Origin of the sequence: Streptomyces lincolnensis (assembly GCF_021173675.1) — a bacterium.
GTDB classification, from domain to species: domain Bacteria; phylum Actinomycetota; class Actinomycetes; order Streptomycetales; family Streptomycetaceae; genus Streptomyces; species Streptomyces lincolnensis_B.
Window position 1 is genome coordinate 1 of sequence record NZ_JAIHON010000007.1, and the last position, 25,495, is coordinate 25,495.

A 25,495-nucleotide genomic window follows, 5' to 3' on the forward strand; every position below is an offset into this window, starting at 1 on the left:
CGCGGTGCGCTACCAGGGCATCATCCACGACTTCGTCATGCTCAACGCCCTGCGCGAAACCCACGCCGCCCAGGCCGCCATCACCCAGGCCGTCACCACCCTGCACACCGCCCTCCACCCCGCCTGACGCGCGGGGTGTCCTCCGGCTCACCGGGGAGTGGCCGCCGGTGGTTCCGAGCCGCCCTGGTCCAGGCGGAACGGTGGATACTCGTCGGTGAGCAGGGCCACGTAGGCGAACACCCGCAACACCCAGCGGTTCAGGCCGACCACCAGGTCGAAGATGCCGGGCGGATAGCGTCCGGTCACGGCCAGGGCGATGCCCGCGTACAGGCTCAGCAGGCCGATGAGGGCGCGGATGCCGCCGCCCACGAGGCCCAGGACCAGATAGTGCGGGATGGCCAGAAGCCACCACTTCACCAGCACGAGCCCCCGGGACAGCCGCTCCGGATACGCCACGTCCCAACGGGCTGGGTAGTCGGGGGAGTCGGCCAGGCTGAACGGCGGATAGCGGTCGGTGCCGAGAGCGCCGTACGCGTAGTAGGACACCCGCCAGTCCCAGCGCAGCACCCCCGCGGTGAAGTCGAACAGGGGGCGCGGATAGCGGCCCGTGAAGAGGATCGAGAAGAAGGCCACCAAGCCGACCAGCATGAAGGCGATCCACAGCAGGGCCAGCACGATGTGGTGCGGGAGGGCGAGCAGCCACTTCACCAGCCACAGCCAGCGGGACAGCCCGGAATCCAGACGTGCCGTCAGCTGTGCCGGATGCGGTGCGGGTGGCGCGGGCGTGCTGATGGTTTCCGTGGTCATGTCTCCGGTCCTTTCCGGCCGAGTGAGCGGTGGCCGTGGCTCCGGTGGGGGATGGCTGAATCCCAGTGTCGGCCGTGAGTGGTACCGCTCCCAGGGCTGAAAACGGACAAGGCGCCCGGGGTCGCCGGGCGCCTTGTCCGATGGGGGAGTTGTTACCAGCGGGGCAGCCTGAGTTCGTAGTCGGGCTGAATCCGCCGCATGTAGCCGGTGTCGTCGCGGGCGCGCATCCCGGAGTCCAGGTACAGCCGGTGCAGCCGCTCCAGGGCGTCGTGGTCGAGTTCGACGCCGAGGCCGGGACCGGTGGGGACCTTGACCGCGCCGTCGCGCAGCTCCAGGACACCGGGGACGATCACGTCGTCGGCCGAGTTCCACGGGTAGTGCGTGTCGCAGGAGTGGTCGAGGTTGGGGATGGCCGCGGCCACATGGGTCATCGCGGCGAGGCTGATGCCCAGGTGCGAGTTGGAGTGCATGGACAGCGCGATCCCGAACGCCTCGCAGACGGCGGCCAGTTCACGGGTACGGCGCAGCCCGCCCCAGTAGTGGTGGTCGGTGAGCAGCACCTGGATCGCGTCCTGCTCGATGCCGGGCTTGAGGTGCTCCCAGGCGATCACGCACATGTTGGTCCCGAGCGGCATCGGCGCGTCCTTCGCCACCTCCGCCATGCCCTCGATGCCCTTGGTCGGGTCCTCCAGATACTCCAGGACTCCGTCCAGTTCACGGGCGACGTACTTCGAGGTCTCCACCGTCCAGGCCGTGTTGGGGTCGAGCCGCAGCGGCTGCCCGGGGAACGCCTCCGCCAGCGCCTTGATCGCGGCGATCTCCTCGTCCGGTGGGAAGACACCGCCCTTGAGCTTGAACGAGCTGAAGCCGTACCGCTCCTGCATCAGCCGGGCCTGCGCGACGATGCCGGCCGGGTCCAGCGCCTCGCCCCAGTCGTCGCCCACGGCCGCGCGGCCGTCGAGGGCGGGGTGCTCGGCCCACTTGTAGAAGAGGTACGCGGCGAAGGGCACCGTGTCGCGGACCGTGCCGCCGAGCAGGTCGCTGACCGGACGCCCGAGCAGCTTGCCCTGCGCGTCCAGGCAGGCCACCTCGACGGCGGAGGTGGTCCAGCCGCGCTCGTGACTCGAAGGCACCGTGGGCAGCAGGGCGGCGTCGATTGCGGCCGAGAGGGCAGTGGTGTCGAAGACGTCCATGCCGACGACCACCTCGGCGGCGGCCTGAAGTCGCTCCAGGCGGGCGACGCCGCCGGGGGACTCGCCCAGACCCACCGTGCCGTCCTCCAGGACGAGTTGGAGGATCACGCGCAGCGCGAGAGGTTCGTGGACGCCGTTGGAGTTGAGCAGCGGCGGGTCGCGGAAGGCGATCGGGGTGACGATCAGTTCCTTGATCGTGGTGGGGTTCATGCGGCGACCACCTCCAGGCCGTGGTCGATGAGTTTCGCGAGCCGGGCGAGGTGCTCCGGCGTCGGGTCGAGCAGCGGCGCCCGGACCCCGCCGACGTCCAGGCCGCGGAGCGTCACACCGGCCTTGACCAGGGCGACCGCGTAACCGGGCACCTCGTCGCGGAGGGCGACGAGCGGGGCGTAGAACTCGTCGAGGAGGGTGTTCACCAGGGCCTCGTCGTCCTCGGTGAGCGCCCGGTGGAAGGCCTGGGCGATCTCCGGGGCGAAGGCGAACACCGCGGAGGAGTACAGGCCGACGCCGATGCCGCGGTAGGCGGGCGCGGTCATCTCGGCGGTGGGCAGGCCGTTGAAGAACTGGAAGTCCTGCCCGCCGGGTACGGCACGCACCGCCCGGACGATGCGGTGCATCCGCTCCACGTCCCCGAGACCGTCCTTGAGGCCGACGACGTTCGGCAGCGCGGCGAGCCGGGCGGCCGTGGCCTCGGTGAGGCGGGCGGTGCCGCGCTGGTAGAAGACGACGGGCAGTTCGGTGGCGGCGGTGACGTCCTCGACGTACCGCACCAGACCCTCCTGCGGTGCGGTCACCAGATAGGGCGGCAGCAGCAGGATGCCGTCCGCACCGGCCCGCTCGACACGGACGGCCTGGTCGCGGGCGACGGGGGTGGGACCGCCCGCGGCGGCCAGGACGGGCACCCGGCCCGCGGTCGTCTCGACCGCGATCCGGGTGGCTCGCTCGATCTCGTCCGAGGTCAGGGCGTGGAACTCACCGGTGCCGCAGGCCACGAACACACCGCCCGCGCCGGCCGCGACACCGTTGTCGATGTGCTGGGCGAGCCGTTCCTCGTCCAGTGAGCCGTCCGCGGCGAACGGCGTGACCGGAAAGAACAGCACTCCGTGGAACTTCATGTCTCCCTCGTAACTACGGTGTGGGGGGTGGCGCTTGACACTGCGTCAGCCCTTGGTGGCGCCGGCGGCGATGCCGGTGACCAGCGAGCGTTGCAGGAGCAGATAGACGATCAGGCTGGGGACGAGGGCGATGACCGCACCGGCCAGCACCACCCCGGAGCCGACCTCGGGGTCGGTGCGCAGGATGGACAGGGCGACGGTGACCGTGTAGTCGGTGGGGTCCTTGGCGGCGATCAGGGGCAGCAGGTACTGGTCCCAGATCATGATGAAGCCGAGCACACCGGCCACGCCGAGCGCGGGCCTGCACAGCGGCAGGATGATCTGCCACAGCATCCTCAGCTCGCCGACGCCGTCGAGCCGGGCCGCCTCCTCGATCTCGGCGGGGATGTCCCGCATGAACTCGGTCAGCATCATCACCGAGAAGCCCCAGGCGCCCAGCGGCAGGATGACGCCCCAGACCGTGCCCTTGAGGTCCAGGTGCACCACCGGCACATCACCGAGGACCAGCGACAGGGGGATCGCGATGACCTCCTCGGGCAGCATCAGCGTCATCATGAACAGCAGCATGATCAGGGCCTGTCCGCGGAACCGGTGCCGGGCCAGCGCGTACGCGGCGAGCGTGCACACCACGAGCTGGAGCAGCAGTCCGCCGCCCGCGATGACCAGTGAGTTGCCGAGGTAGTCCCAGATGCCGCGCTCGCCGGCCACCGTGAAGTTGGACAGCGTGCTCTCGTGCGGCAGGAACGACAGCGAGGATCCGCTCGGGTTGGTGGTGAAGGCGCCCGAGAAGATCGTCAGGAACGGCGCCGCGAAGACGGCGAGGGCGATCAGACAGAGCAGGACGCGCAGGGTCCAGGCGACACCGGGCTTGTCGTTCCAGCCGAGAGCGGTGTCGAAGCGGGCCGGGGTGGTCCGCTGCGCCTTGCCGCTCCGGCGGGTCGGGGCACCGGGTGCCGCGGGCCGGACGGGGTCGATGACGGGGGCGCTCATCGCGCTTCTCCCCTCTTGCGGAGGTAGTTGACCATGACGGTGAGCAGCAGCGTCACGCAGAGCAGGACCACCGAGGCGGCCGAGGCGCCGCCGATGTCGTTGCGGGTGAAGCCCAGGGTGTAGGCGCGGGTCATCCAGACGTCGGTGGACCCGGCGGGGCCGCCGCCGGTCAGGACGTAGACCTCGGTGAACACGCGCAGTCCGCGGATCGTGGCGAGCGTGAGCACGATCATGAGCGCCGGGCGGATCGCGGGGAGCGTCACGTGGCGAAGCCGCTGCCACAGCGAGACACCGTCCATCGCCGCCGCCTCGTACAGCGAGCGGTCCACGCCCGCGAGACCGGCGAGGAGGATCACCATGTTGTACGGGGCCCAGATCCAGATGCCCATGGCCATCGTCGAGTACAGCGCGATGTTCGGGTTGTCGAGGAACTGGACCGGGCCGAGCCCGAACAGGTGCAGGCCGCTGTTGAGGAGGCCGTCGGAGGTCGGGTAGTACATCAGCCGCCACAGCTCGCCGACGACCGCGGTGGCGGTGACGGCGGGCAGGAAGACGGCGGTCCGCAGGATCTTCAGCGAGTGGGCCTGGCCCTCCAGGAGCAGCGCGAGGGCGAACCCGAGCAGGATCGCGCCGACCGACTGGCCGATGCCCAGGATCAGGGTGTGCCCGATGGCGTCCTGGAAGCGGTGGTCGCTCAGGACCCTCGTGTAGTTGTCGAGGCCGATCCACCGGTCGCCGAGGAAGGGCCGTACGTCGAAGAAGCTCAGCCAGACGCCCTTGGCCATCGGCCAGAACTTGAAGACCAGGGCGAGCAGCAGGCCCGGGGCGAGGAACAGCCAGGGGACGACGGCCCTCTTGTCGAAGGTCTTCTTGCCGGCGGCCTTCTCGTCGAGGCCTCTGCGCGCCGCGGGGGCGGGGAGGGTAGCGGTCATTTCAGCAGGTCCTGGTCCTTGAGGTCGCCGGCGAGGGTGTCGTTGAGCTCCCTCAGCTGGGAGCGGACGTCGCCGCCGCAGTACGTGAAGATCGCGTTGAGGCTGTCGGCGGTGTCCTGCTTGATCGGGGCGAAGTCCGGGGCGTTCGGGAACTGCTGGGAGGCGTCCTCGTAGGCCTTCTGTACGACGCTCCAGCGGGCGTCGCCACGGACCTTCGCCGCGTCCAGCGTGGAGTTCACGGGGATGCGGACGACGGGCTGGTGGCCGTCGACGCTGGTCATGGCGATCTTCTGGCCCTCGGGCGAGACCAGGAACGAGGCGAGCGCCAGTTCCTGCTTGTCCTTGCCGGTCTTGGCGCCGAGGTAGACGTTCTCGCCGTCGGCCAGGACGTCGCCGCCGGCCGGGCCCGCGGGCGCCGGGACGACCTCGTACTTGTCCTTGCCGAGCGTGGCGTCGAAGGTGGTGATGTTGTACGGGCCGGTCATGTACATCCCGGCGTTGCCGTCCTGGAAGTTGGTGGCCGTCGCGGTGACGGCGGTGATCGCGCCGGGCTGGAGGACGCTCTTCGCGCCGCAGAAGAGGTTGTCCTTCATCCAGGTCACGGTGTTCACCGCGGCCGCCGAGTCCATGGCCGGGCGGTACGTGCCCCGGCCGGCCGGCTCGATGATCCGCGCGCCGCCCTGCCACAGGAAGCTCGCGCCCCACCAGGCGGCGTAGCCGTTCTGGGCGCTGCCGGGCGCGACGATGCCGTAGGTGTCGGCCTTGCCGTCGCCGTCCGGGTCCCTGGTGGCGAAGGCCTTGGCGACGGAGAGCATCTCCTGCCAGGTCGTGGGCGCCTTCAGACCGAGCTTCTTCAGCCAGTCCGTGCGGATCATCAGGGTCTGGGCCTGGCGGGAGTACGGGACGCCGTAGTGCTTGCCGTCGATGCCCACGGTGGAGGACCAGGACTTGTCGGTGATCTGGCCGCCGCCCGCGATCGAGGCGGGATCGATCGGCTTGAGCAGACCCTGGCTCTGGTAGCTGCCCATCAGCGCCGTGTCGTTGATCATGACGTCCGGCAGGTCCTTGGTGGAGGCCCGGCTCTGGAGCTGCTGGTCGAAGTTGATGACCGGCTGATAGTCGATCCTGATCCCGGTCTTCTTGGTGAAGGCGGCGAACACGCGGTCGTAGGTGGCCGCGGCGTCCGGATTGCTCCGGGTCCACACCTCCAGGGTGTTCGGGTCGCCGCTGTCGGCGCTGTCGGAACCCGAGCCACAGGCGGCCGTTCCGAACACCAACCCCGCGACGGTGACCGCGGCAGCCAGCCGTCGGTGTCGTCGGCGATCGCCCATGGGCACTCTCCGTTCATATCCGTGAACTCGCTTCACGAATCTAAATGATCGGCCAAGCTACGGATGGTTTCGGCCGTATGTCAATACATGGCTGGAAGGTTTCACCGGTGTCACACCGGAGCCGGGAGACGGCCACAGGGCGCCGAGGGGCGGCAGGGGAAAACGCGGTGGCGCGGTCCGGGACGGCCGCCTACCGTCCCGGTCATGCTGCCTGTGGTCGAGACGGACGAGGAATGGGACGCGATCGTCCCCGACGAGACGGTCATGCGGGCGGGGGCACGGGACCTCTGCGCACGCCTCGGCCTGGCGGGAGCACCGCTGACCCGCTTCGCGGACGGCTCGCAGCCGGTCTACGCCGTGGGCGACGCCCTCGTCCTCAAGCTGTTCCCCAAGGCGGCGGCGGAGGACGGCCGCACCGAGGCCCGGGTCCTCTCCCACCTGCACGGACGGCTGCCCGTCCCCACACCGCGGGTGCACGACGCCGGCGTCTACGAGAACGGCTGGCGCTACGTCCTGATGTCCCGGCTGCCGGGCGAGAACCTCGCCCACGCCTGGAACCGCCTCTCCAGGCCCGACCACGAACGGCTCGCCGCCGACGTAGGAGAGGCCCTCGCCGTCCTGCACGCCGTGGCCCCCGGCCCGCTCGCCGACCTCGGGCCCGGGGACTGGGGCGCCTTCCTGGACCGCCGCCGCGCGGTCGCCGTCGAGCAGCAGCGCGGCCACGGACTGCCCGCCGCGTGGCTGGAACAGATCCCCGACTTCCTCGCCTCGGTGCCCCTGCCGCGCGACCCGGCCCCCTGCCTGCTGCACACCGAGGTCATGCGGCAGCATCTCCTCGTCGCCCCGGACGGCCCCCGCCTGACCGGCCTGTTCGACTTCGAACCCGCCATGATCGGACACCGCGCCTACGACTTCGTCGGCGTCGGCCTGTTCGTCACCCGCGGCGACCCGCACCTGATGACCCGCCTCACGGCGTCCTACGGCCAGGCCTTCGCGCCGGCCGAGCTGCTCGCGTACACACTGCTGCACGTGTACAGCAACCTCCCCCGGTACCTGCGCGAGCTCGGCGCCCCCGCCGAGGGAACCCTCACGGCCCTCGCCGAGGCATGGTTCGGTGCGGCATGACGGACCACAGGGGAGGGACCGAGGAGCCCGGTGCCGTGGCGGCGCGGCTCACCGGACGGCAGGCGCGGGCCGTCCGCCCGCTGGCCGGGACGCTCACCGAGGTCACGCTCGACGACGGGCGCCCGGTCGTGGTCAAACGGGGCGACGGCCCCGGCGCGGCACGGGCCGAGGCGGCGGGGCTGCGCTGGCTGACCGCCGCCGGAGCGGTCGCCGTGCCCACCGTCCACGGCGACGACGGGCACCGGCTGGTCATCGACCGGGTTCCGTCCGGACGGCCGAGCGCCGACGCGGCCCTCCGGTTCGGCCGGGACCTCGCCGCCCTGCACGCCGCCGGCGCTCCCGCGTTCGGCGCCCCACCACCGGGCGGCCTGCGCGGCGCGTACATCGGCCGCGCCCCCATGCGGAACGTACCGGGCACCGACTGGCCCTCCTGGTACGCCGAGCACAGGGTCCTGCCCTATGTGCGCCTCGCCGTCGACGCCGGCACCCTCCGCGCCGCCGAGGCCACCGTGTTCGAGCGGGTCTGCGAACGGCTCCCGGACCTGGCGGGACCGGCGGAGCCCCCGGCCCGGCTGCACGGGGACCTGTGGAACGGCAACGTCCTGTGGGGTCCGGACCAGGTGTGGCTGATCGACCCCGCCGCCCACGGCGGCCACCGCGAGACCGACCTCGCGATGCTCCACCTCTTCGGCTGCCCCCACCTCGACCAGGTGCTGGAGGGCTACCACCGGGCGGCCCCGCTCGCCGACGGCTGGGCGGACCGCGTCGGGCTGCACCAGCTCTTCCCGCTCCTGGTGCACGCGGTGCTGTTCGGGCGGGGGTACGCGCAGCAGGCGCTCAGTACGGCGAAGGCGGCCCTGGAACGGTGAGTGCACCGATCCGGGGCCGCCCGTGCGCGTGTCGAGGGCGAGGAAAGCGAAGGGGCTGGAGCTTAAGAGGCCCGGTCATGAACCGGTGAGAAGGAAGCCCCTTCATGGCCTCGCCACGACACACGCTAACAGTTACTCGGGGATCAGGTCGCGCAGATTTTCCGGGGTGATGACCACCGAGTCCGGGTGCAGCCCCTCGGGGCGCTCCAGACCGATGTAGGTCACGGGCCCGTCCGGCACCGACGCGGCGTCCCAAGTCACCACCTCCGTACCGCCGTTCGCCATCAGCGCGGTCAGATGGCCGACCGTCAGCTGCTCGCGCTCGACGATGGAGCGCAGCAGCGTCGCCACCGACACCTGGTTGCCCTCGACGCGGTTGTACGCCGGCTGCCCCTTCAGATAGAGGTGCAGCCACTTGGCGTGCCAACTCCCGTCCCGCGCACGCCGGAACGCCAGCGGCAGCGCCACCCGGCCAGGACCCCGCAGCTCCGACTTCATGCGCACGGTGCGCGCCTCGAAGGGCCGCCCCTTCTGCTCGGCCTCACGCAGCATGAACCCGAAGAACGACTCCTCCGCCTCCTCGAACCTCTCCCCGGAGTAGATGTTGACCTGCGGCACGATGTAGGTGCCCCGCACCGCCCCGAGCCGCAGATCGATGAACTCCGAGGCGCCGTCGGGGGCGTCGGTGATGTCGCCGGAGTGCTCGCCCTCCACCTCGCGGAGATTGGTGTACGACAGCCACGACACCGTCTCGTACCTCGCGTCCAGCAGCAGCGCCGACAGGTCGTAGTCGGTGACCCGCTGCGCCTGCTTCCAGTACACGAAGAACCGCAGCAGTTCCCCGTCGACCGGCGAGACGGAACCGCGGGGCAGCACCCCGAGCCCGGCAGAGGTCGCCCGCCCGCTGAGCGGGAGGGCCACGGCGAGGACATCCGGGTCGACCACCAGCCGCTCCGGGGAGGGGAGCCGACGGCCGATCTCCGCGTCGAGCGCGGCGATCAGACGCTTGCGGTCCGCCTCCGGCACGGCCGCCCGCGTGTCGTCGGCGACATGCGCGCGGCCGGCACGGTTGATGAACACCCGCTTGCGGCCCGCCTCCGCGGCCCGGTTGTGCAGATACTCGCGCACCGACAGCACGACCCGCCCGGAGACGTCCGGGGCGACCCGCTCGACGGCGGCGACCACGGCGTCCCGCTCGTCCTGCGTGGCGGCGGTGCGCAGCAGCCGGTCCAGCGCGCGGAACAGCCTGCCGGGCGCGGACGTGAGCAGTTCCGCGGCCCCGGTGACGTCGTCCGCGCCGAGCAGCGCCTCGACCCGGCCCTCGAAGGTGTACGCCTTCTTCTCGCCCCGGGCGACGGCGAACACCTCGGCCGCGTGCGGCCACTGCGGGTACTCGTGCGGGTGCAGACGCTCACCGAGCCGCTTGAAGGCCTCCCGGTGCGCGAGGACGTCGGCCACCTTGGCCGGGGCCGCCGCGACGACCGAGTCCAGCCCCGCGAGCAGGGCCCGGCGGACCGGCCGCGACAGTGCCCGGAACCGGGTGGCCTCCTGAAGGGACACGTCCCCGCCCGACAGGACGCAGGCCAGCCGCAGCACATCGGTGACGGTGTCCAGGAGCGGACCCGAACACGCCTTCAGCCGGGCCGCGTTGACGACGGCACGGTTCTCCCGCACCGGGAACGTCTCCGGCTGCGGGCCGTCCGCGCAGTGCTCGGCGAGCACCCGGAGGTCGGCCAGGTGCTCGTCGCCGAGCGGCGTGGTGCTGCCGGCCAGCGCCAGATACAGGGCGGTGACCTCGTCCTCCAGGGTCCCGCCCAGGTGCAGGACGGTCAGCCGGTCGCCCACCGCGGCGGTCAGCTCGTCGTGCGCGGCGAGCATCTCGTCGTAGGTGTGCCGGTAGTGGCCGTACGACGGCAGCGTGAGCAGGTTGATCACGCCGGTGCGGAGCTGGGCGAGGACGCCGGGGCGGGCCGTGCGGTCCTCCAGCGCCTCGGTCACGCACCGCATCCAGAACTCGAACGTGTCCGGGACGTTCGCCGGGAAGTCGATGAAGTAGACGTTGTGCCGCACATGGTCGCCGACCATCTCGCGGACGGTGGCCAGCGTGCGCACGGCGGTGTCGACGACCGTGTCCTCGGACAGCCCCGACAGCCGCTTGAGCGCGTCCGCCGACAGCTTGAAGCCGACGGACATCAGCGCGGCGTCGAACTGTCGCGCCGCGACGTCGCCCTCGCCGGCGGGGGCCGCGGGCAGGGGCAGCCGCAGGGCATGCCGGACGACCAGGGATTCGAGACGGTGGACCATGCCGGAATGGTCGCAGAGGTGTTCGATCCGGCGCACCGGAGTTTCGGGAGGCCGTCAGCCCTCCTGAGCCTGCTTCTCCTTGATGCGCGCGGCCTCCTTGCGGACCTCGGCCTGGGTGGCGCGCTCCTTCTCCAGCCACTCGGGCCGCTCCTGCCTGAGCGCCTCGATCTGCTCCGTGGTGAGCGGGTCCGTCACCCCGCCGCGGGCCAGCCCCGCGATGGAGACGCCGAGCCTGGCCGCGACCACCGGGCGGGGGTGCGGGCCGTTGCGTCGCAGTTCCTGAAGCCACGCGGGCGGGTTCGCCTGGAACTCGTTCAGCTCGGCGCGGGTGACCACGCCCTCCTGGAACTCCTGCGGGGTGGCGGGAAGGTATACACCCAGCTTCTTGGCCGCGGTCGCGGGCTTCATCGTCTGGGTGGTCTGCTGCGACTTCATGGTGTCCAGCCTATCGGCCGTGTGCGGGACCTCCGACCACGCCGGGTAGCCTGGCGAGGTGACAGGCTCGGCAGCATCCCCTTCGTTCCGGCTCGCGTACGTTCCTGGAGTGACCCCCGGCAAGTGGGTGCGGATCTGGCAGGAGCGCCTGCCGGACACCCCCCTGGAGCTGGTCGCCGTACCGGCCGCCGAGGCGTCCGAGGTGCTGCGGCGCGGGGACGCGGACGCGGCCTTCGTGCGGCTGCCCGTCGACCGTACGGTCTTCAGCGCGATCCCCCTCTACACCGAGACGACGGTCGTCGTGGTCCCCAAGGACCACCTGGTGACGGCGGTGGACGAGGTGGCGTGCGCGGATCTCGCCGAGGAGGTCGTGCTGCACCCCCTCGACGACGTCATCGGCTGGGAGCGGCCGCCGGGGGAGCCCGCCTTCGAGCGTCCCGCCACCACCGAGGACGCCGTCGAACTCGTGGCCGCCGGCATCGGCGTCCTCGTCGTCCCCCAGTCGCTGGCCCGCCTCCACCACCGCCGGGACCTCACCTACCGGCCTCTCGTGGACGCCCCCCGATCCGAGATCGCCCTGTCCTGGCCCGAGGACGCCACCACCGACCTCGTCGAGGACCTCATCGGCATCGTCCGCGGCCGTACGGTCAACAGCACCCGGGGCCGCACCCAGCCGGCGGCCGGCTCGGACGGCAAGCGGTCCGAGCCGAAGAGCGGGGCCGGCGGACGCAAGCCGGCCACCGGCAGGTCGGCCGGCCAGGGCACCAAGAGCGGCGGAGGCCGGTCCGGCGGCGGCGCGCGCTCCGGTCGCGCCGGTGGCGCCGGAGCCGCCAAGAACGCTCGGCGCGGCAAGCCCCGCCGCCGCTCCTAACCCTGCTTCGAGGTGTCCGCGCACTTGCCGTACCCCGGCAAGCGGCCCCCTCGCTCAGAGCTCCTGCGTCGGCCACCCCAACAGCCGGGCCCCGATCACCGCCGTCTGGAGCGTGTACCGGTGGGTCGGATCGGCCGGGTCGGCGCCGGTAAGCTGGTGGATGCGGTCCAGCCGGTAGGTGAGCGCCCGCACGCTGAGCGTCAGACGGCGGGCGGCCTCGGCGGCCGTGCACCCGGACTCGAAGTACACCTCCAGCGTCCGCAGCAGCGGCTCGGCGCCGCCCCGGGCGCCCCGCAGCGGCCCCAGCGCGCTGAGGACCAGGTCGGCCATCGCCTGCCGGTCCCGGGTGAGGACGGGATAGACGAGCAGGTCGGCGGTGCGCACCACCGGCTCGTCCAGGCCCAGACGGTCCGCGAGGTCGAGCGCGCTCAGGGCCTCCTCATAGGACTGCACCACGCCGCCCGGACCGGGCTGGGGGCGGCCCACGGCGACCCGGCTGCCGTCCGTCGCCGCGTGGGCCTGCTTCGCGAAGAACGTCAGGACTTCCTCCTGGTCACCGGGAGCCACACAGATCAGCAGCCCGTTCTTCGTGGCGAGCAGGACGCTGCGGTCCCCGAAGCGGGCGTTGAGCGCGGCCTCCACCTGACGGATGACGGGCGCGGTGTCGTCGTACGCCTCGGGCCCCCGGGCCACCGCGACCGCGTGCGCGCGGGACAGCAGGAGGCCGAACCGCTCGGCGCGTTCGGCCAGGCGCCCCAGGTCGCTGCGGCCGTAGAGCAGGTCGTCGATGAACTCGCGGCGGGCCGCCTCCTCCTGGCGCACCGCCATCCGCTGGGCCCGCTCGTAGCCTTCCGCGAAGGCGTCGACGGCCACGGTCACCGCGGCCAGGACGCTGTCCGCCGCGCCGGGGGCGCCGGGCCACGCCGCTCGGGTGGCCTCCAGATGGTGCCGGACGAGGGTGCGCAGGCTGAGCCCGTCGTCGGCGGCCCGCTCCCCGAGCGCGCGGCGCGCCTCCAGCTCGGCGCGCGTCGGGCGGCGTCCGGTGGCGGAGACCTCGGCCAGCAACTCGGCGTACCCGTCCAGATACCGTTCGACCGTCACCGGCTCATCCACTGACCCCCCAGTCCCCGGCCCACTGTTCCTGACGCGCCCTTGACGCCTTGTTGACGTGATCCCGGCACCGGGAGCGTAGTCAACCTTGCCGGAAAGCGGCAATGCGCCGCGGTGACCGGAGCGGGCACCATGGCCGTGGGGAGCCGCAGGACTCCCGGTGCCGGGCGAACGGGGGTACGGCACCGGGGTCCTGCACTTCGCGCGGCGCGGGTCAGGGCGCGTAGCTCGCCCGCTGTGCCGTGCTCACCACCTTGTCGCCGTCGGCCCGGGTGAGCAGTCCGGCGGACACCCACGCGTCGACGGTGGCCCGCACCCGCGTGACCAGCGCGCCCTTGCTCCCGAACGGCGCCCCGGCCCAGATCTCGTCCAGCAGCGTGGTGCCGTCGGCCCTGGCGGGGTTGGCCACACCCGAGTCGGTCGTACCGAAGACCACCCGGGGCTCGGAGCGCCGGAAGTAGGCGTGCGTGGGATCCTCGGTGCCCTCGAAGAACGGGGCGAACTCCGTTCCGTCCAGGGTGAAGTGGAGCGGCTTGCCGGACACCGGGGTCAGGGTGGGCAGCAGGTTCCCGGAGAGCCCGGCGTTGCGGTACAGGCCGAACCGCAGGTGGTCCGTCGCGGAGTTGCGGGCGACCAGGTTGACCGGGCCGTGGAACAGGGTCTGCAGCGAGGGGTCGTCGAGCGCCTTCTCCACGCGCAGCCGGAAGGGCAGGTCGACGCGTACGGTGTCGCCGGAGCGCCAGGTGCGGGAGACCGCGAAGTAGCTGCCGGGACGCGGAGTGCCGGGCACGGCAAGGCCGTTGACCGTCACGCGGAAGCCGGCGTCCGCCCAGGACGGCACGCGCAGCCGCAGTTCGAAGGCGGCGCTGCCGCCACCGACGGTCAGCGTGCTGCCCTGCTCCCTCGGGTAGTCGGTCCTCTGGGTGACCGTCACGCCCTTCTCCGCCCAGGTCAGCCGCGAGGGACTGTAGAGATTGACGTACAGGGCGCTGCCGTCGGCCTGCTTGAAGTACACCGAGTCCTGGTACTTGGTGGCGCTCTCCATGCCGGTGCCCTCGCAGCAGGTGGTGCCCTGCTTGGGCGTGTAGTCCCGGACATGACCGGGCGTCAGTCCGATGAAGTACGTGACGAGCGGCTTCTCCGAGTCCGCCTTGTCCTGCTTGGAGCCGAGCACCTGGTTGTACAGGGCCCGCTCGTAGTAGTCCATGTACTTCGGCGCCTGCTCGTGGAAGAACAGCATCCGGCTCAGCTTCAGCATGTTGTACGCGCAGCAGGTCTCGGCGGTCGTCGTGCCGATCGTGCCCGCCACGACCCCGGACGCCTTCCAGAACTCGCCCGTGCTGGTGCCGCCGATGCCGTACATGCGGCCCGGCACGACCATGCCCCAGAAGTTCTTCGCGGCGGTCAGGTAGCGCTCCTCGCCGGTCGCGTCGTACAGCCGGACCAGTCCGGTGAAGATCGGGATGTGCTGGTTGGCGTGCAGCCCGTCGAGGATGTCGGTGTTCGCCGCGCACGCGTCGATGAGCCTGTCGAGGTCGAACAGGCGGGCCAGCGCGAGGTGTTCGGCCTTCCCGGACAGCGCGTGCAGATCGCAGATCGCCTCGACGATGCCGCCGAACTCGCCGCTGGAGAAGATGCCCCACATGCGCTGGAGCGTGGCGTCGGGCAGCCGCGACAGCCGGGAGTACATCCAGTCGCACATCCCGGACGCGAGATCGAGCGCCCGCTCGTCACCGGTCGCGCTGTACGCGTCCAGCAGCCCTCTGAGGATCTTGTGCGCCGTGTAGTAGGGCGCCCACACCTTGGTGTAGTCGGGGCTCGTGCGCGACTCCAGGTCGATGAACTGCGTCTCCGGGTACGCCGCCAGGAACCCTGGATGGCTGGGCGCGCCCCAGGTGCGGCGCAGGGTGGCGGTCAGGCCCCGGCCCGAGGCGTCCGCGAAGGTTCCGCCGGTCGTCTCGTCGAAGGCGTACGAGGCCAGGTCGCCGCGGCCCGGGGCGGCGTCGGCGGCCCGGCTGTCCTGCAACGCGGTGATCTCGGCCGCGGTCAGGGCGCGCGACCAGACGTTGAACTCGTCGTAGGCGCCCGCGAAGACGGGGTCGGCCGCGTAGGCCGAGCGGCCCAGCCAGTGGTGGGTGAGGGTGCCCAGGGCCGCCGGGGTGAGCGTCATCGAGGTGTTGCGCGCGACGGCGGCGCCGTCGACGTAGAGGGTTCCGGTGCCGTTCGCGATCGTCACCGCCAGGTGGCTCCACCGGTTCAGCGGCAGCGGGGCCGTGCCGTCGAGGCCCTGCTCGCCGCCCGCGCCGCTGGTCGTGACGGCGAACCGGGGTACGCCGTTGGCGTTGCGCGCGGCCAGGTACAGATAGCGGGTGGTGTCGTCGCCGAAGTCGAGGATCCGGGTCCAGGCGGCGTCGTGCGCGGGTTTCACCCAGGCGGACAGGGTGATCGCCGCGGCTCCGCCGAGGACCTGGGCGGGCAGGTCGACGTACTGGTAGGAGCCGCGGACGTTCTCCGCGGCGGTGCCGAACCTCCCGGCGGTGCTCAGCACTCGGGGCTCGTGGTGGAGGGCCTCGCGCACCTCGGTGAGCGCCTCGACGATGGTGCGGGTCCTGTCGACGAACACCTGCTCGCCGGTGCCGGCGTAGGCCTGGGCGAGCATGGTCAGGAAGTGGCCGGTGTAGTGGCCCCGGAGGTTGCCGTTGGCCTCGCCGTCCAGGCCCTCCCAGCCGCCCGGGGCGACCGCGCCGCCGGTGGCGAGCCCGGCGTTGGCGCGGAAGACCTGCAGCAGCCGGTTGACGTCGTAGCCGCGGGCGTGGTCGAGCATGAGCTGCCGCTTGTCCGCGAAGAGGCCCTGGCCCAGGGCGACTTCGTCGAGGGAGAAGGGCTGGACGGTCCACACGGGCAGTGCCTCCGCAGCTGCGGCGGGCCGGGCGGTCACCGCGTACGAGAACGTCGGTGTCACCGCGGTGAGGGCCGCGGCCTGGAGAAGGTGCCGTCTGGAGAGGGGCGGTGCCATGTGTGCTCCTCCGGGGGATCCGAAACGGTCGGGGAACGGCCTGGGAAGGGTCTGGAGGACGGTCGGGACGTCGGGAAACGGCATGTTCGGTATGTCGAATGGCGTGCGAGTGATCGACCAGACGATAGGGAGGGGGCAGGTGAGCGTCAACGGTTCCGGAGGGGTCGGTTCCCGGTCGCTCCCGCCGACCGCTCGTCTCCGACGCCCACCCGACCCGGCCCGCCTGGTGGCAGAATCTGCCGCGTGGACCGGGGGATCCTCGAGCGCGAGCCCGAGCTGGCGCGACTGGCCGCGGCCGCGCGGGAGGCGACGGACGGGGCCGGATCCGTGGCGCTCGTCTTCGGGGAGGCGGGGATCGGCAAGTCCAGCCTGGTGCGGGCGATGCCGGACCGGCTGCCCGACTCGTCCCGGATCCTCGTCGGGCAGTGCGACGACCTCGCCACCCGACGCCCCCTCGGCCCGTTCCGCGACCTCGTCGGCCGGGTCGGCGCCGGCCTCGCGCGGGCCGTCACGGCGGGCGGCGACCGGCACCGCATCCACGAGGCCCTGCTGGAGGAGCTGGCCGTGACACCGCACCCGGCGGTGCTCGTCGTGGAGGACGTCCACTGGGCCGACGAGGCCTCGCTCGACGCCCTGCGCTTCCTGGTCCGGCGGATGGAACGGCTGCCCGCCCTGCTCGTCCTCACCTACCGCGACGACGAGTTGAGCCGCGGCCACCCCCTGCGCCACCTCCTCGGCCAGGTCTCCCGCGCACCCCGCGTCCACCGGCTGCCCCTGGCGCGCCTCTCGCTGGACGCGGTGCGCACGCTGAGCATGCCCGGCGGACTCGACCCGGCCCAGGTGTACGAGGTGACCTCGGGCAACCCCTTCTTCGTCGCCGAGGTGGTGGCCGCCGGCGGCACCGGGGCAGTGCCCCCGACGGTCGTCGACGCCGTCCTCGCGCGACTGCGGGGCCTGGGCGGCGCCACCGTGGACGCGCTGGAGCAGCTCGCCGTCGTCCCCTCGGCGGTCGAACGTCCGCTGGTCGACGCGCTGCTCACGGACGGAGTGGCCGTCCTGGCGGCGGCCGAACAACGGGGCCTGCTGGCCGTGGACCCGGAACGGGTGGCGTTCCGGCACGAACTGATCCGGCAGGCCGTCGCCGACTCACTGCCCGCCGCCCGGCGCATCGACCTCGACCGCAACGTCCTGGCCGCACTGGTCGCCCGGCCCGGCGCCGACACGGCCCGGATCGTCCACCACGCCGCCCGGGCGGGCGACCAGGACGCCATCGCCCGCTACGGTCCCGACGCGGCCCGGGACGCCGCCGACGCCGGAGCCCACCGCGAGGCGGCCGCCCAACTGCGCCTCGTGCTGCGGCAACGGCACCGCTACGCCCCGGCCGACCTCGCCGACCTGCTGGAACGCTATGCCGTGGAGAGCTACACCATCGCCGACTCGGCCGCCGCCGTCGCGGCCCAGCGGGACGCCGTCACCCTGCGCCGCTCCCTGGGGGACGTCCTCGCCCTCGGCGCGGACCTGCGCTGGCTCTCCAGGATCCACTGGTGGGCGGGCGACGCCGACCAGGCGGAGGAGGCCGCCCGCGAGGCCGTCGCCGTCCTCGAACACGCGGGTGACGACCGCCTGCTGGCCCTCGCCGTCAGCAACACCGCCCAACTGCGCATGCTGTCCGACCGGTACGCCGAAGCCGTCGAGCACGGCGAACGCGCCATCGCCCTGGCCCGCAAGGCGGGTGACGCGGCGATCCTGTCGCACGCCCTGAACAACGTCGGCACGGCCCGCTGGCGTGCCGGGGACGCCGACGGGCGGCTCCAGGTGCAGGAGAGCCTCGACGTCGCCCTCGCCGCCGGCGAGGTCGAGCACGCCTGCCGGTCCTACGCCAACCTCATCTGGAACCTGCTCGACCACCTCCGGTACGACGAGGCCGACACGTTCCTGCGCCCGGCGATGGAACTGGCCGACCGCGCCGAGCACCTCGGCTTCCTCACCTACCTGCACGTCGAACTGGCCATGCGCCGGCTCGCCGCCGGTGACTGGGACGAGGCCGAGAAACACGCCGAGTTCGGCATGCACGACTTCGTACCGGCCCGCTGCCCCGCCCTCACCGTCCTCGCTCGGGTCCGTATCCGATGCGGTCGGCCCGGCGCCGACGAACTCCTCGCCGAGGCCTGGGAGATCGCCGTACGCACGAAGGAACTCCAGCGCACCGGGCCCGTCGCGGCCGCCCGGGCGGAAGCGGCGTGGCTGCGCGGGGACCTCACCGCCGTGGCCGAGGCCGTGGCGTCCGTCCACGCCCAGGCGTACGGGCTGCCCGGCTCCCCGTGCCGCGACGAACTCGCCTACTGGCTCGCCAAGGCCGGCGGCCCCGCGCCCGCCGACGGCTCGGAGCACCCGTACGCCGAGCAGGCCCGCGGCCGGTGGCGGACCGCTGCCACGCGCTGGCAGGAGGCGGGCTGCCCCTACGAGTACGCCGCCGCGCTCGCCGAGAGCCCGGACTCCGCCGACAAGCTCACCGCCCTCGCCGCGTTCGACGCCCTCGGCGCCGAGCCGGCTGCCCGGCTGCTCCGCGCCGAACTGCGCGCCCGGGGCGTGCGCCACGTCCCGCGCGGCCCCCTCGCCGCGACCCGCCGGAACCCGGCCGGCCTCACCGAACGCCAGCTGCAGGTCATCCGGCTGCTCGCCCAGGGCCTGACCAACGCGGAGATCGCCGCCCGGCTCGTCCTGTCGGTCCGCACCGTCGACAACCACGTACGGGCCGTCCTGGACAAGCTCGACGCACCCACCCGGCGCCACGCCGCGGGCCGGGCCGCCAAACTGGGGCTGCTGTCCGGCCGGGGCGAAAGCTAGGTAGCCGAGCGGCCCGACCTGGGTGACGGGCACGGATGCCGTCACGCGGCTTCAGGACTAGAAACGGGCGAATCAGCCCGATTCGATGACGGGGGAACCGTATGTCCAGCACGCCCGCCCAGGCGGCACGCAGTGAACTGACCGGATTCGCGGGGGAGTTGATCGGCCCGGACGACGCCGGCTACGAGGAGGCCCGGACCGTCTACAACGCGATGATCGACCGGCGCCCCGCGCTCGTCGCCCGCTGCGCCGACGCGGACGCGGTGGCCCGCGTGATCGGCTTCGCCCGCACCCACGCGCTGCCCCTCGCGGTCCGCGGCGGCGGCCACCACGGCGCCGGCCTCGGCACCGTCGACGGAGGAGTGGTCGCAGACCTGTCGCCGCTGAAGAACGTCCAGGTCGACCCCGGTGCCCGCACCGTCCGGGTCGGCGGCGGCTGCGTCTGGGGCGAGGTGGACCGCGCCACCCACGCGCACGGCCTGGCCACCCCCAGCGGCATCATCTCCACCACCGGCGTCGGCGGCATCACCACCGGCGGCGGGCTCGGACACCTGACCCGCAGGTGCGGGCTGACCATCGACAACCTGCTGGAGGCCGACGTCGTCCTGGCCGACGGCCGCCAGGTGCGGGCGAGCGCCGACGAGAACAGCGACCTGTTCTGGGCGATCCGCGGCGGCGGCGGCAACTTCGGCGTCGCCACCTCCTTCCTCTTCCGGCTGCACGAGATCGGCACGGTCGTGGCCGGACCCACCTTCTGGCCCGTCGAGATCACCGCCGAAGTCCTCGCCGCCTACCGGGACTTCCTGCCGACCGCGCCCCGCGAACTGAACGGCTTCTTCCTCATCGGCACCGTCCCGCCCGCCCCGCCGTTCCCCGAGGAACTCCACCTGCGCAAGACCGCGGGCGTCGTGTGGTGCTACACGGGCGGCGACGCCGAGGCGGCCGCCCGGGAGATGGCCCCGCTGCTCGACGCGCTGCCGGAGCCGCTGCTGCACGCCGCCGGTCCCATGCCGTACCCGGACATGCAGTCCATGTTCGACGGGCTCTACCCGCCCGGCCACCAGTGGTACTGGCGGGCCGACTTCGTCGACGAGGTCCCGGACGACGCCGTCCAGCTGCACGCCAAGTTCGCCGCCGAAGTGCCCACGCTGCACTCCACCATGCACCTGTACCCGATCGACGGCGCCGCCCACGACGTGGGCGGGGACGAGACGCCCTGGGCCTACCGCGACGCCCGCTGGGCGTCCGTCTTCGCGGGCGTCGACCCCGACCCCGCCAACGCCGACCTCGTCAGGCGCTGGAGCGTCGACTACTTCGACGCCCTGCACCCGTACTCGGCGGGCGGCGCCTACGTGAACATGATGATGGACGAGGGCCAGGAGCGGGTCCGCGCCAGCTACCGCGGCAACTACGACCGTCTGGCCCGCATCAAGGCCGACCTCGACCCGGACAACGTCTTCCGGCTCAACCAGAACATCCGGCCGGCGCCGAAGCCTCGGTACGAGGCCCGTCCTTGAGGCGTGCGGTACTCACGGGTTTCGGGTGGCCGTCACGGGTTCCGGGTGGCGTCACGGGTTCTGGGTGAGGACGAAGTCCAGGGCCGCGCTGACATCGACCAGCCCGGCACCCGTGGCCCTGTCGGGGCCGAGACGGGCGCGGCTGCCGAACCGCGGATGGCAGGTCCCGGCCGTGACGTCGGCGGCGGTCCTGACGAGCGCCTCGGCGACCTGGGCGGGAGTGAGCCCCGGCCGGGCTCCCAGGAGCACGGCCGCCGCTCCCGCGATCTGCGGCGCCGCGGCCGACGTACCCGAGAACAGGGCCCAGCCGTCGTCCCGCCGGGTGCCGTCCGCGAGGGCGTCCGGATCCTCGGGGTCCGGCAGGCTCTCGTCCACGTCGATCGCGCAGCCGGGCGGCACCGGCAGCATCAGGTACTGGGCGCGGGGCAGCAGGCCGACCAGACCGCACACCGTCGGCACGACGACACCGTCGATCCAGGGGCTGGCGTATCCGCTGGCGTAGTCCGACGCCCGCAGTCGGCCGTCCGGGCCGGCGAACACGCCACCGGCCGCGATCACACCGGGGACCTGCGGTTCGATGCAGAACTGTCCGTTGCCGCCCGAGAACACGACCACGATGCCCTGCTCCACCGCGTCCAGGATCTCCAGTGCGAAGATCACATCGAGCTGGCTCGGCGGTCCGGGCGGAGGGAACTCGCCGTCTCCGCCCCAGGAGTTGGTCAGGACCTGCGGGGCGTCGGCCTTCGCGCGCAGGAAACCCGCCGTGGCCGCGGTGAGGTGGCCCTGCCGGTCGCTCGCGCGGTACGGCCGCAGCCGCGCTCCCGGCGCCACGGCGAAGATGTTCGCCGATTCGCCGGTGCCGTGCCCGACCGGGTCCTCCGTGGGACGGGTGCCCGGGACGAGCGCGACGGTCGGGTCGACGTCGTAGCCGTGGGCGGCGAAGTAGGCGTGCGGGGCCTGTCCGGTGTCCACCATGGCGACCTGGACCCCGCGCCCGATCTCCCCGGCGTCGTGCGCGGGGGTCGCGTGCAGCAGCCGGGCCACGTCGTCGGGGAGCGTGAGGTGGAAGGCGGTGACCGTCGGAGGTTCGGCGGCGGCCGGCAGGACGCGCATGGGGGTGCGGGGCCGTTCCAGGGCGACGGCCTCGATGGCGTCCTCGCCGGGCGCGGCACCGATGCCGAGGGCGTCCGGCTGCCGGTCACCGACGATGTCGAGGTGGGTGACGGCACGGGTCCGGTTCATCGACACCCGCCGGCGCACCTCGTAGCTGGCGAGCCGTCCGCTGGTCAGCTGCTCGTAGGCGGCCGGGGTGCCGGCGACCGTGAATCCCAGCCGGCTCTCGGCGGTCACGGTCAGCCCCGCCGTCCGCGCGTACTCCTTGGCGCGCTCCTGGGCGTCGGGCTCGGCGCGGAACGGACCGGCCGAGTCGAGCCGGGTCGCCCGGGTCATCGGTGTCCCGCCCCGGGAACGGGCGGAGATGTAGCCGTACACGGTGTCCGGAACGTCCTGCCCGTATCGGGGAGTTGTCGGGCTGGTCATCGCTCCTCCAGAGAGGGGAGGCCCGGACGCACGTGTCACGGCATCCGGTCACGAGCTCCGGGCGTGGGGGTCGGCAGCACGGTGACGGACCTCGCGGTGTCCGCGAGAGCCGGCGGCACGGGCAGGGTCCGCGGACGGGAGCGGTCCTCGGACCGAGCGAGGCCGAACGCCCCGGCGAACGCCCGTCCCGATCCGGTGAGGAGCGCTCCGGCGGCCATGGGCGTGACGTCGATGCCCTGACGGGAGCACCACGGGACCAGGTCGTCGGCCGAGGCGCCGGCCCGCAGGTCGACCAGGGCCTCGACGAACTCGTCGTCGGGCGCGTCAGCCTGCCCTGATGTCACTTGTTTCTCCTGGAAGTTCACTCATCCCCTCAAGCTTCGCATTGGTTGCATCACCCCGCAAAAGATGCTAAACGGCCTGTGTCAGCCATGCGTACGCGGCGCGTGCCGTGAACTCCGCCTGGCCTCCCGGCAGGAGCAGCGCGGCGGTGGCGAACTCCGGGGCGTCGGCCTGTGCGGAGAGGTACGGGATCGCGATGCAGCGCATCCCGGCCGCATGCGCGGCGACGGCGCCCGGGGCGGCGTCCTCCAGCACCACGCAGTCGGCCGGATCGGCGCCCAGCCGGCGGGCCGCCTCCAGGAACACGTCGGGGGCGGGCTTGCCGCGGGCGACCTCGTCGGCCGACACGGCGAGCCGAAGATACGCGTCCAGGCCGGTGCCGGCCAGCACCGCCTCGATGGCCTCTGGAGAGGACCCGGAGGCCACGGCCATCGGCACCCCCTCGCCGGCCAGCAGCTCCACGAACTCGCGCATCTCGGGGTAGGCGGGCGTGGCGGCGCGGGCCAGTTCGAGATACCGCCGGTTCTTGGCGAGGAACAGCTCGTCCACGGAGGCCCGCAGCCCGTACTGGTCCTTCCAGACGGCGACCGTCTCCAGCGTGCTGATGCCGACGAACCGCTCGTGGTCCGACCAGGAGTACCCCGGGACACCGAGCTCGTCGAGGACCTGGCGGCCCGCCTCGTAGTAGTTGGGCTCGCTGTCCACGAGCGTTCCGTCGAGATCGAAGATGACCGCGGTCGTACCGATAGTGCTCATACGGTCAGGATGTCAAAGGTCGTTTCCGGACGGCCGGGCCGATGATCGCTTTCCGGCCCCACGCCCCACCGCCTCGACCAGCGGCAGCAGCCGGTGCGGAACGCGCTCGCGCAACGCCACCTCGGTGCGGGTGCGGACCACCCCCGGCAGGCTGATCAGCTTCTGGATCACGTCCTCCAGATGCGCGTTGTCCCGCGCCACCACCCGCGTCAGCAGATCGCCGCCACCCGTGATCGAGAAGGCCTCGACGATCTCCGGTACGGCGGCCAGCGCGTCGCCGACGTCGTCCAGGTGCCCCTGGGTGACCTCGATGTGCACGAACGCGAGCACCGGATGACCGAGCGCGGCCGGGGAGAGCGAGGGCCCCGTACCGGTGATCACCCCGTCCCGCTCCAGCCGGTCGAGGCGGGCCTGGAGGGTGCCCCGGGCGACCCCGAGGACGCGGGCGTACTCGCGCACGCTGGTGCGGGGCTGTTCCAGCAGCAGTCGCAGGATGCGGGTGTCGAGCTCGTCCACGGCCATCGTGTGCGCCCTTCCTCGTGCGTGGTCCGATGGCCCGTCGGTGGACAGGGCGGGACCGATATGTCTGTGCCAATGGCCCAGCGTATTCGGCATCGCTTGAGCCAGCAGTGCCAGGGGTGCTGCAATGGAGCGGTCGATGGCGCTGCGGATCCCGCGGCGCCTTTTTCATGCCGATGTCCAGGCGATGTCCAGGGGTGGAGAAGCAGTGCTGAAGAGGGTGTTCGTGGCGCCGGACCCGGGGCGGGCGCGCCTGCGTTTCGCGGTGCGGGCCGTGCTCGGCATCACGGCGGCGGTCGTACTGTGCGGGGTGGCCGGGCTCCCGCTCGCCGCCGCCGTCACCGGCGGACTCGCCGCGCTGCTGGCCCTGTTCACCGTCACCGACGCCACCGTGCGCGGACAGGCCGTCACCACCGCCCTGCTGCCCTGCGTCGGCCTGCCCGTGCTCGCCGCCGCGGCCGAACTGCACGACCACCCCGTCGCCCGCGACCTCACCTTTCTCGCGGTGATCGGCGCCGGCGTGTACGCGCGCCGCTGGGGCCCGCGCGGACACAGCCTCGGCGTATTCGCCTTCATGACCTTCTTCGTGGCGCAGTTCCTGCACGCCACCACGGACCAGCTGCCCGAGCTGTACGCCGCCGTCGTGCTCTCCCTGCTCACCGCGGCGACCGTCCGCTTCGGCCTGTGGTGCTACGAGCGCCGCCTGCCCCCGGCCCCCGTGCCCGCCCCGCCCGCCGGCACCGGCCTCGCCCGGGTGACCACCCGCCAGGCGATCCAGGCGACCGCCGGCGCCGGCTTCGCCCTCGTCGTGGGCCAACTGCTGTCCGGACAGCGCTGGTACTGGGCCGTCGGCGCCACCTGGTGGATCTTCGTCAACACCACCTCGCGCGGCGAGACCCTGGTCCGCGGCTTCCGCCGGGTCCTGGGCACGGTGATCGGTATCGGCCTGGGCCTGCTCCTCGCCGTCCCGCTCGACGGCGCCGCGCTGCCGACGGCCGCGCTCCTGGCCCTCTGCGTCTTCGGCATCTTCTACACGGCCGCCGTGTCGTACACCTGGATGATGCTCTGCGTGACCCTCCTCGCCGAGCTCCTCTACGGCCTGCTCGGCGTCCTCGACCCCGCGCTGCTGGCCCTGCGGTTCGCGGAGACCGGGGTCGGCGCGCTCGGTGCCGTCCTGGCCGTGCTGTTCGTGCTGCCCATCACCACCCACACCGTCACCGACGCCTGGATCCAGCGCGCGCTGCGCTGTGTCCACGCCTGCACCGCCGAGGCCGCCGCCCGTCTGGCGGGCGACGCGCACGCCGACCCGGCGCCGCGCGTGGCCGAACTGGAGCACCTGCTCGGCCGGGTCCGGCTGTCCGTGGCCCCGCTGGTGCACCCGCTGAACCCGATGCTCCGGCGCAAGCGCCGGGCCCGCCGCGTGCTGGCCCTGCTCGACGACTGCGCCCGCGAGATCCGCGGCCTCACCGCCGTCGCCGCCGACCCGGCCGCCTCGCACGACGCCCGCCTGACCACCGCCTGCCGACGCGTGGAGACAGCGGTCGAGGCGCTCACCGGGGGCAGCGGGCACGGCCGCCGTGACGACCCGGTGCCCCCGACGGCGCGGGACGCCACCGACCTCGCGGCCCGCACCCCGGCCGCGCCGGCTCATCCGCAGGGTCCTGGGCGCACTCATCCGCACGGCTCGGCGTCGGCTCATCCGCACGACGCCGCGCCCGTTCCATCGCACGGCCCCGCGCTCGATCAACCGCAGGGCCCGACCGTGGCGCAGCCGCACGGACCGGCGCTGGCTCATCTGCACGGCCTCGAACACGCCCTCGCGGAACTGGCCTCGCCGCTGCGGGCGCCTTCGGGCTCGCCCCTCGTGGGCGCCTGAA

Annotated in this window: 20 protein-coding genes and 1 pseudogene; 7 read left to right on the forward strand and 14 right to left on the reverse strand. The window is 72.6% G+C overall.

The annotated features are described in order from the left end of the window. A pseudogene (locus tag K4B79_RS20950) lies at window positions 1-127 on the forward strand (esterase); the annotation flags it as partial. A 20-nt stretch (window positions 128-147) separates the two neighbouring features. Here the strand turns inward: K4B79_RS20950 and K4B79_RS20955 are convergent. The 6 genes from K4B79_RS20955 to K4B79_RS20980 form a co-directional block, all read right to left on the reverse strand. Then, window positions 148-807: a DUF4389 domain-containing protein gene (locus K4B79_RS20955; RefSeq protein ID WP_232028362.1), complete on the reverse strand. Its 660-nt coding sequence runs from the start codon at window positions 805-807 to the stop codon at window positions 148-150. A 152-nt stretch (window positions 808-959) separates the two neighbouring features. Next, window positions 960-2,210 (reverse strand): glucarate dehydratase family protein, encoded by a 1,251-nt coding sequence (locus tag K4B79_RS20960; protein ID WP_232028363.1) that lies wholly within the window; start codon window positions 2,208-2,210, stop codon window positions 960-962. Beyond that, window positions 2,207-3,115 carry a 5-dehydro-4-deoxyglucarate dehydratase gene (locus K4B79_RS20965; protein ID WP_232028364.1) on the reverse strand — a complete coding sequence of 303 codons (909 nt, stop codon included), beginning with the start codon at window positions 3,113-3,115 and terminating at the stop codon, window positions 2,207-2,209. Before K4B79_RS20965 ends, K4B79_RS20960 begins: the two co-directional genes overlap by 4 nt. A 45-nt stretch (window positions 3,116-3,160) precedes the next feature. Beyond that, window positions 3,161-4,105 carry a carbohydrate ABC transporter permease gene (locus K4B79_RS20970; protein WP_232028365.1) on the reverse strand — a complete coding sequence of 315 codons (945 nt, stop codon included), beginning with the start codon at window positions 4,103-4,105 and terminating at the stop codon, window positions 3,161-3,163. Further along, the gene (locus K4B79_RS20975; RefSeq protein ID WP_232028366.1) at window positions 4,102-5,037 is read right to left on the reverse strand and encodes a carbohydrate ABC transporter permease; all 936 of its coding nucleotides are present in this window, start codon (window positions 5,035-5,037) and stop codon (window positions 4,102-4,104) included. Before K4B79_RS20975 ends, K4B79_RS20970 begins: the two co-directional genes overlap by 4 nt. Continuing rightward, a complete protein-coding gene (locus tag K4B79_RS20980) occupies window positions 5,034-6,368 on the reverse strand; it encodes a sugar ABC transporter substrate-binding protein (RefSeq protein ID WP_232028367.1) in 1,335 nt (444 codons plus the stop codon). Before K4B79_RS20980 ends, K4B79_RS20975 begins: the two co-directional genes overlap by 4 nt. A 204-nt stretch (window positions 6,369-6,572) precedes the next feature. On the opposite strand from K4B79_RS20980, the gene K4B79_RS20985 reads away from it, so the two are divergent. Continuing rightward, window positions 6,573-7,493: a phosphotransferase family protein gene (locus tag K4B79_RS20985; RefSeq protein ID WP_232028368.1), complete on the forward strand. Its 921-nt coding sequence runs from the start codon at window positions 6,573-6,575 to the stop codon at window positions 7,491-7,493. Next, window positions 7,490-8,362, forward strand: a complete 873-nt coding sequence (locus K4B79_RS20990; RefSeq protein WP_232028369.1) for a fructosamine kinase family protein — start codon at window positions 7,490-7,492, stop codon at window positions 8,360-8,362. Before K4B79_RS20985 ends, K4B79_RS20990 begins: the two co-directional genes overlap by 4 nt. Window positions 8,363-8,494: 132 nt before the next feature. Here K4B79_RS20990 and K4B79_RS20995 read toward each other — a convergent pair whose 3' ends face one another. Both K4B79_RS20995 and K4B79_RS21000 read right to left on the reverse strand, forming a co-directional pair. Then, window positions 8,495-10,666 carry a hypothetical protein gene (locus tag K4B79_RS20995; RefSeq protein WP_232028370.1) on the reverse strand — a complete coding sequence of 724 codons (2,172 nt, stop codon included), beginning with the start codon at window positions 10,664-10,666 and terminating at the stop codon, window positions 8,495-8,497. Between the two features lie 54 nt (window positions 10,667-10,720). Further along, the gene (locus K4B79_RS21000) at window positions 10,721-11,101 is read right to left on the reverse strand and encodes a DUF5997 family protein (protein WP_232028371.1); all 381 of its coding nucleotides are present in this window, start codon (window positions 11,099-11,101) and stop codon (window positions 10,721-10,723) included. Window positions 11,102-11,159: 58 nt separating this feature from the next. Between K4B79_RS21000 and K4B79_RS21005 the strand changes: the two genes are divergently transcribed. Then, entirely contained in the window at window positions 11,160-11,972 is an 813-nt protein-coding gene (locus K4B79_RS21005) for a LysR family substrate-binding domain-containing protein (RefSeq protein ID WP_232028372.1), read from the forward strand. Between the two features lie 54 nt (window positions 11,973-12,026). Here K4B79_RS21005 and K4B79_RS21010 read toward each other — a convergent pair whose 3' ends face one another. Beyond that, window positions 12,027-13,073 carry a PucR family transcriptional regulator gene (locus tag K4B79_RS21010; protein WP_232028373.1) on the reverse strand — a complete coding sequence of 349 codons (1,047 nt, stop codon included), beginning with the start codon at window positions 13,071-13,073 and terminating at the stop codon, window positions 12,027-12,029. Window positions 13,074-13,296: 223 nt separating this feature from the next. Then, window positions 13,297-16,098, reverse strand: coding sequence for a beta-L-arabinofuranosidase domain-containing protein (locus K4B79_RS21015; RefSeq protein ID WP_232028374.1), 2,802 nt, complete (start codon window positions 16,096-16,098; stop codon window positions 13,297-13,299). A 243-nt stretch (window positions 16,099-16,341) separates the two neighbouring features. Here K4B79_RS21015 and K4B79_RS21020 point away from each other — a divergent pair, with 243 nt between their 5' ends. Further along, window positions 16,342-18,945, forward strand: coding sequence for an ATP-binding protein (locus K4B79_RS21020; RefSeq protein ID WP_232028375.1), 2,604 nt, complete (start codon window positions 16,342-16,344; stop codon window positions 18,943-18,945). Between the two features lie 101 nt (window positions 18,946-19,046). Further along, window positions 19,047-20,462 (forward strand): FAD-binding oxidoreductase, encoded by a 1,416-nt coding sequence (locus K4B79_RS21025; RefSeq protein ID WP_232028376.1) that lies wholly within the window; start codon window positions 19,047-19,049, stop codon window positions 20,460-20,462. Window positions 20,463-20,513: 51 nt separating this feature from the next. Here K4B79_RS21025 and K4B79_RS47840 read toward each other — a convergent pair whose 3' ends face one another. The 4 genes from K4B79_RS47840 to K4B79_RS21050 form a co-directional block, all read right to left on the reverse strand. Then, window positions 20,514-22,001, reverse strand: a complete 1,488-nt coding sequence (locus K4B79_RS47840) for a S8 family serine peptidase (protein WP_269463754.1) — start codon at window positions 21,999-22,001, stop codon at window positions 20,514-20,516. 35 nt (window positions 22,002-22,036) lie between these two features. Continuing rightward, a complete protein-coding gene (locus tag K4B79_RS21040; protein WP_232028377.1) occupies window positions 22,037-22,345 on the reverse strand; it encodes a hypothetical protein in 309 nt (102 codons plus the stop codon). 67 nt (window positions 22,346-22,412) lie between these two features. Then, window positions 22,413-23,099, reverse strand: a complete 687-nt coding sequence (locus K4B79_RS21045) for an HAD family hydrolase (RefSeq protein ID WP_232028378.1) — start codon at window positions 23,097-23,099, stop codon at window positions 22,413-22,415. 12 nt (window positions 23,100-23,111) lie between these two features. Further along, on the reverse strand, window positions 23,112-23,621 hold the full coding sequence (locus K4B79_RS21050; RefSeq protein WP_232028379.1) for an Lrp/AsnC family transcriptional regulator: 510 nt from the start codon (window positions 23,619-23,621) through the stop codon (window positions 23,112-23,114). Window positions 23,622-23,826: 205 nt separating this feature from the next. On the opposite strand from K4B79_RS21050, the gene K4B79_RS21055 reads away from it, so the two are divergent. Next, window positions 23,827-25,494: an FUSC family protein gene (locus K4B79_RS21055; protein WP_232028380.1), complete on the forward strand. Its 1,668-nt coding sequence runs from the start codon at window positions 23,827-23,829 to the stop codon at window positions 25,492-25,494. Window position 25,495 lies beyond the last annotated feature (1 nt).

Excerpts from the sequence above, each read along its gene's own strand:
- K4B79_RS47840 (WP_269463754.1), bottom strand. The coding sequence starts at position 22,001 with ATGACCAGCCCGACAACTCCCCGATACGGGCAGGACGTTCCGGACACC.
- K4B79_RS21050 (WP_232028379.1), bottom strand. The coding sequence starts at position 23,621 with ATGGCCGTGGACGAGCTCGACACCCGCATCCTGCGACTGCTGCTGGAA.
- K4B79_RS21045 (WP_232028378.1), bottom strand. The coding sequence starts at position 23,099 with ATGAGCACTATCGGTACGACCGCGGTCATCTTCGATCTCGACGGAACG.
- K4B79_RS21000 (WP_232028371.1), bottom strand. The coding sequence starts at position 11,101 with ATGAAGTCGCAGCAGACCACCCAGACGATGAAGCCCGCGACCGCGGCC.
- K4B79_RS20960 (WP_232028363.1), bottom strand. The coding sequence starts at position 2,210 with ATGAACCCCACCACGATCAAGGAACTGATCGTCACCCCGATCGCCTTC.
- K4B79_RS20975 (WP_232028366.1), bottom strand. The coding sequence starts at position 5,037 with ATGACCGCTACCCTCCCCGCCCCCGCGGCGCGCAGAGGCCTCGACGAG.
- K4B79_RS21015 (WP_232028374.1), bottom strand. The coding sequence starts at position 16,098 with ATGGCACCGCCCCTCTCCAGACGGCACCTTCTCCAGGCCGCGGCCCTC.
- K4B79_RS20970 (WP_232028365.1), bottom strand. The coding sequence starts at position 4,105 with ATGAGCGCCCCCGTCATCGACCCCGTCCGGCCCGCGGCACCCGGTGCC.
- K4B79_RS20955 (WP_232028362.1), bottom strand. The coding sequence starts at position 807 with ATGACCACGGAAACCATCAGCACGCCCGCGCCACCCGCACCGCATCCG.
- K4B79_RS20965 (WP_232028364.1), bottom strand. The coding sequence starts at position 3,115 with ATGAAGTTCCACGGAGTGCTGTTCTTTCCGGTCACGCCGTTCGCCGCG.
- K4B79_RS20985 (WP_232028368.1), top strand. The coding sequence starts at position 6,573 with ATGCTGCCTGTGGTCGAGACGGACGAGGAATGGGACGCGATCGTCCCC.
- K4B79_RS20995 (WP_232028370.1), bottom strand. The coding sequence starts at position 10,666 with ATGGTCCACCGTCTCGAATCCCTGGTCGTCCGGCATGCCCTGCGGCTG.
- K4B79_RS20980 (WP_232028367.1), bottom strand. The coding sequence starts at position 6,368 with ATGGGCGATCGCCGACGACACCGACGGCTGGCTGCCGCGGTCACCGTC.
- K4B79_RS20990 (WP_232028369.1), top strand. The coding sequence starts at position 7,490 with ATGACGGACCACAGGGGAGGGACCGAGGAGCCCGGTGCCGTGGCGGCG.
- K4B79_RS21025 (WP_232028376.1), top strand. The coding sequence starts at position 19,047 with ATGTCCAGCACGCCCGCCCAGGCGGCACGCAGTGAACTGACCGGATTC.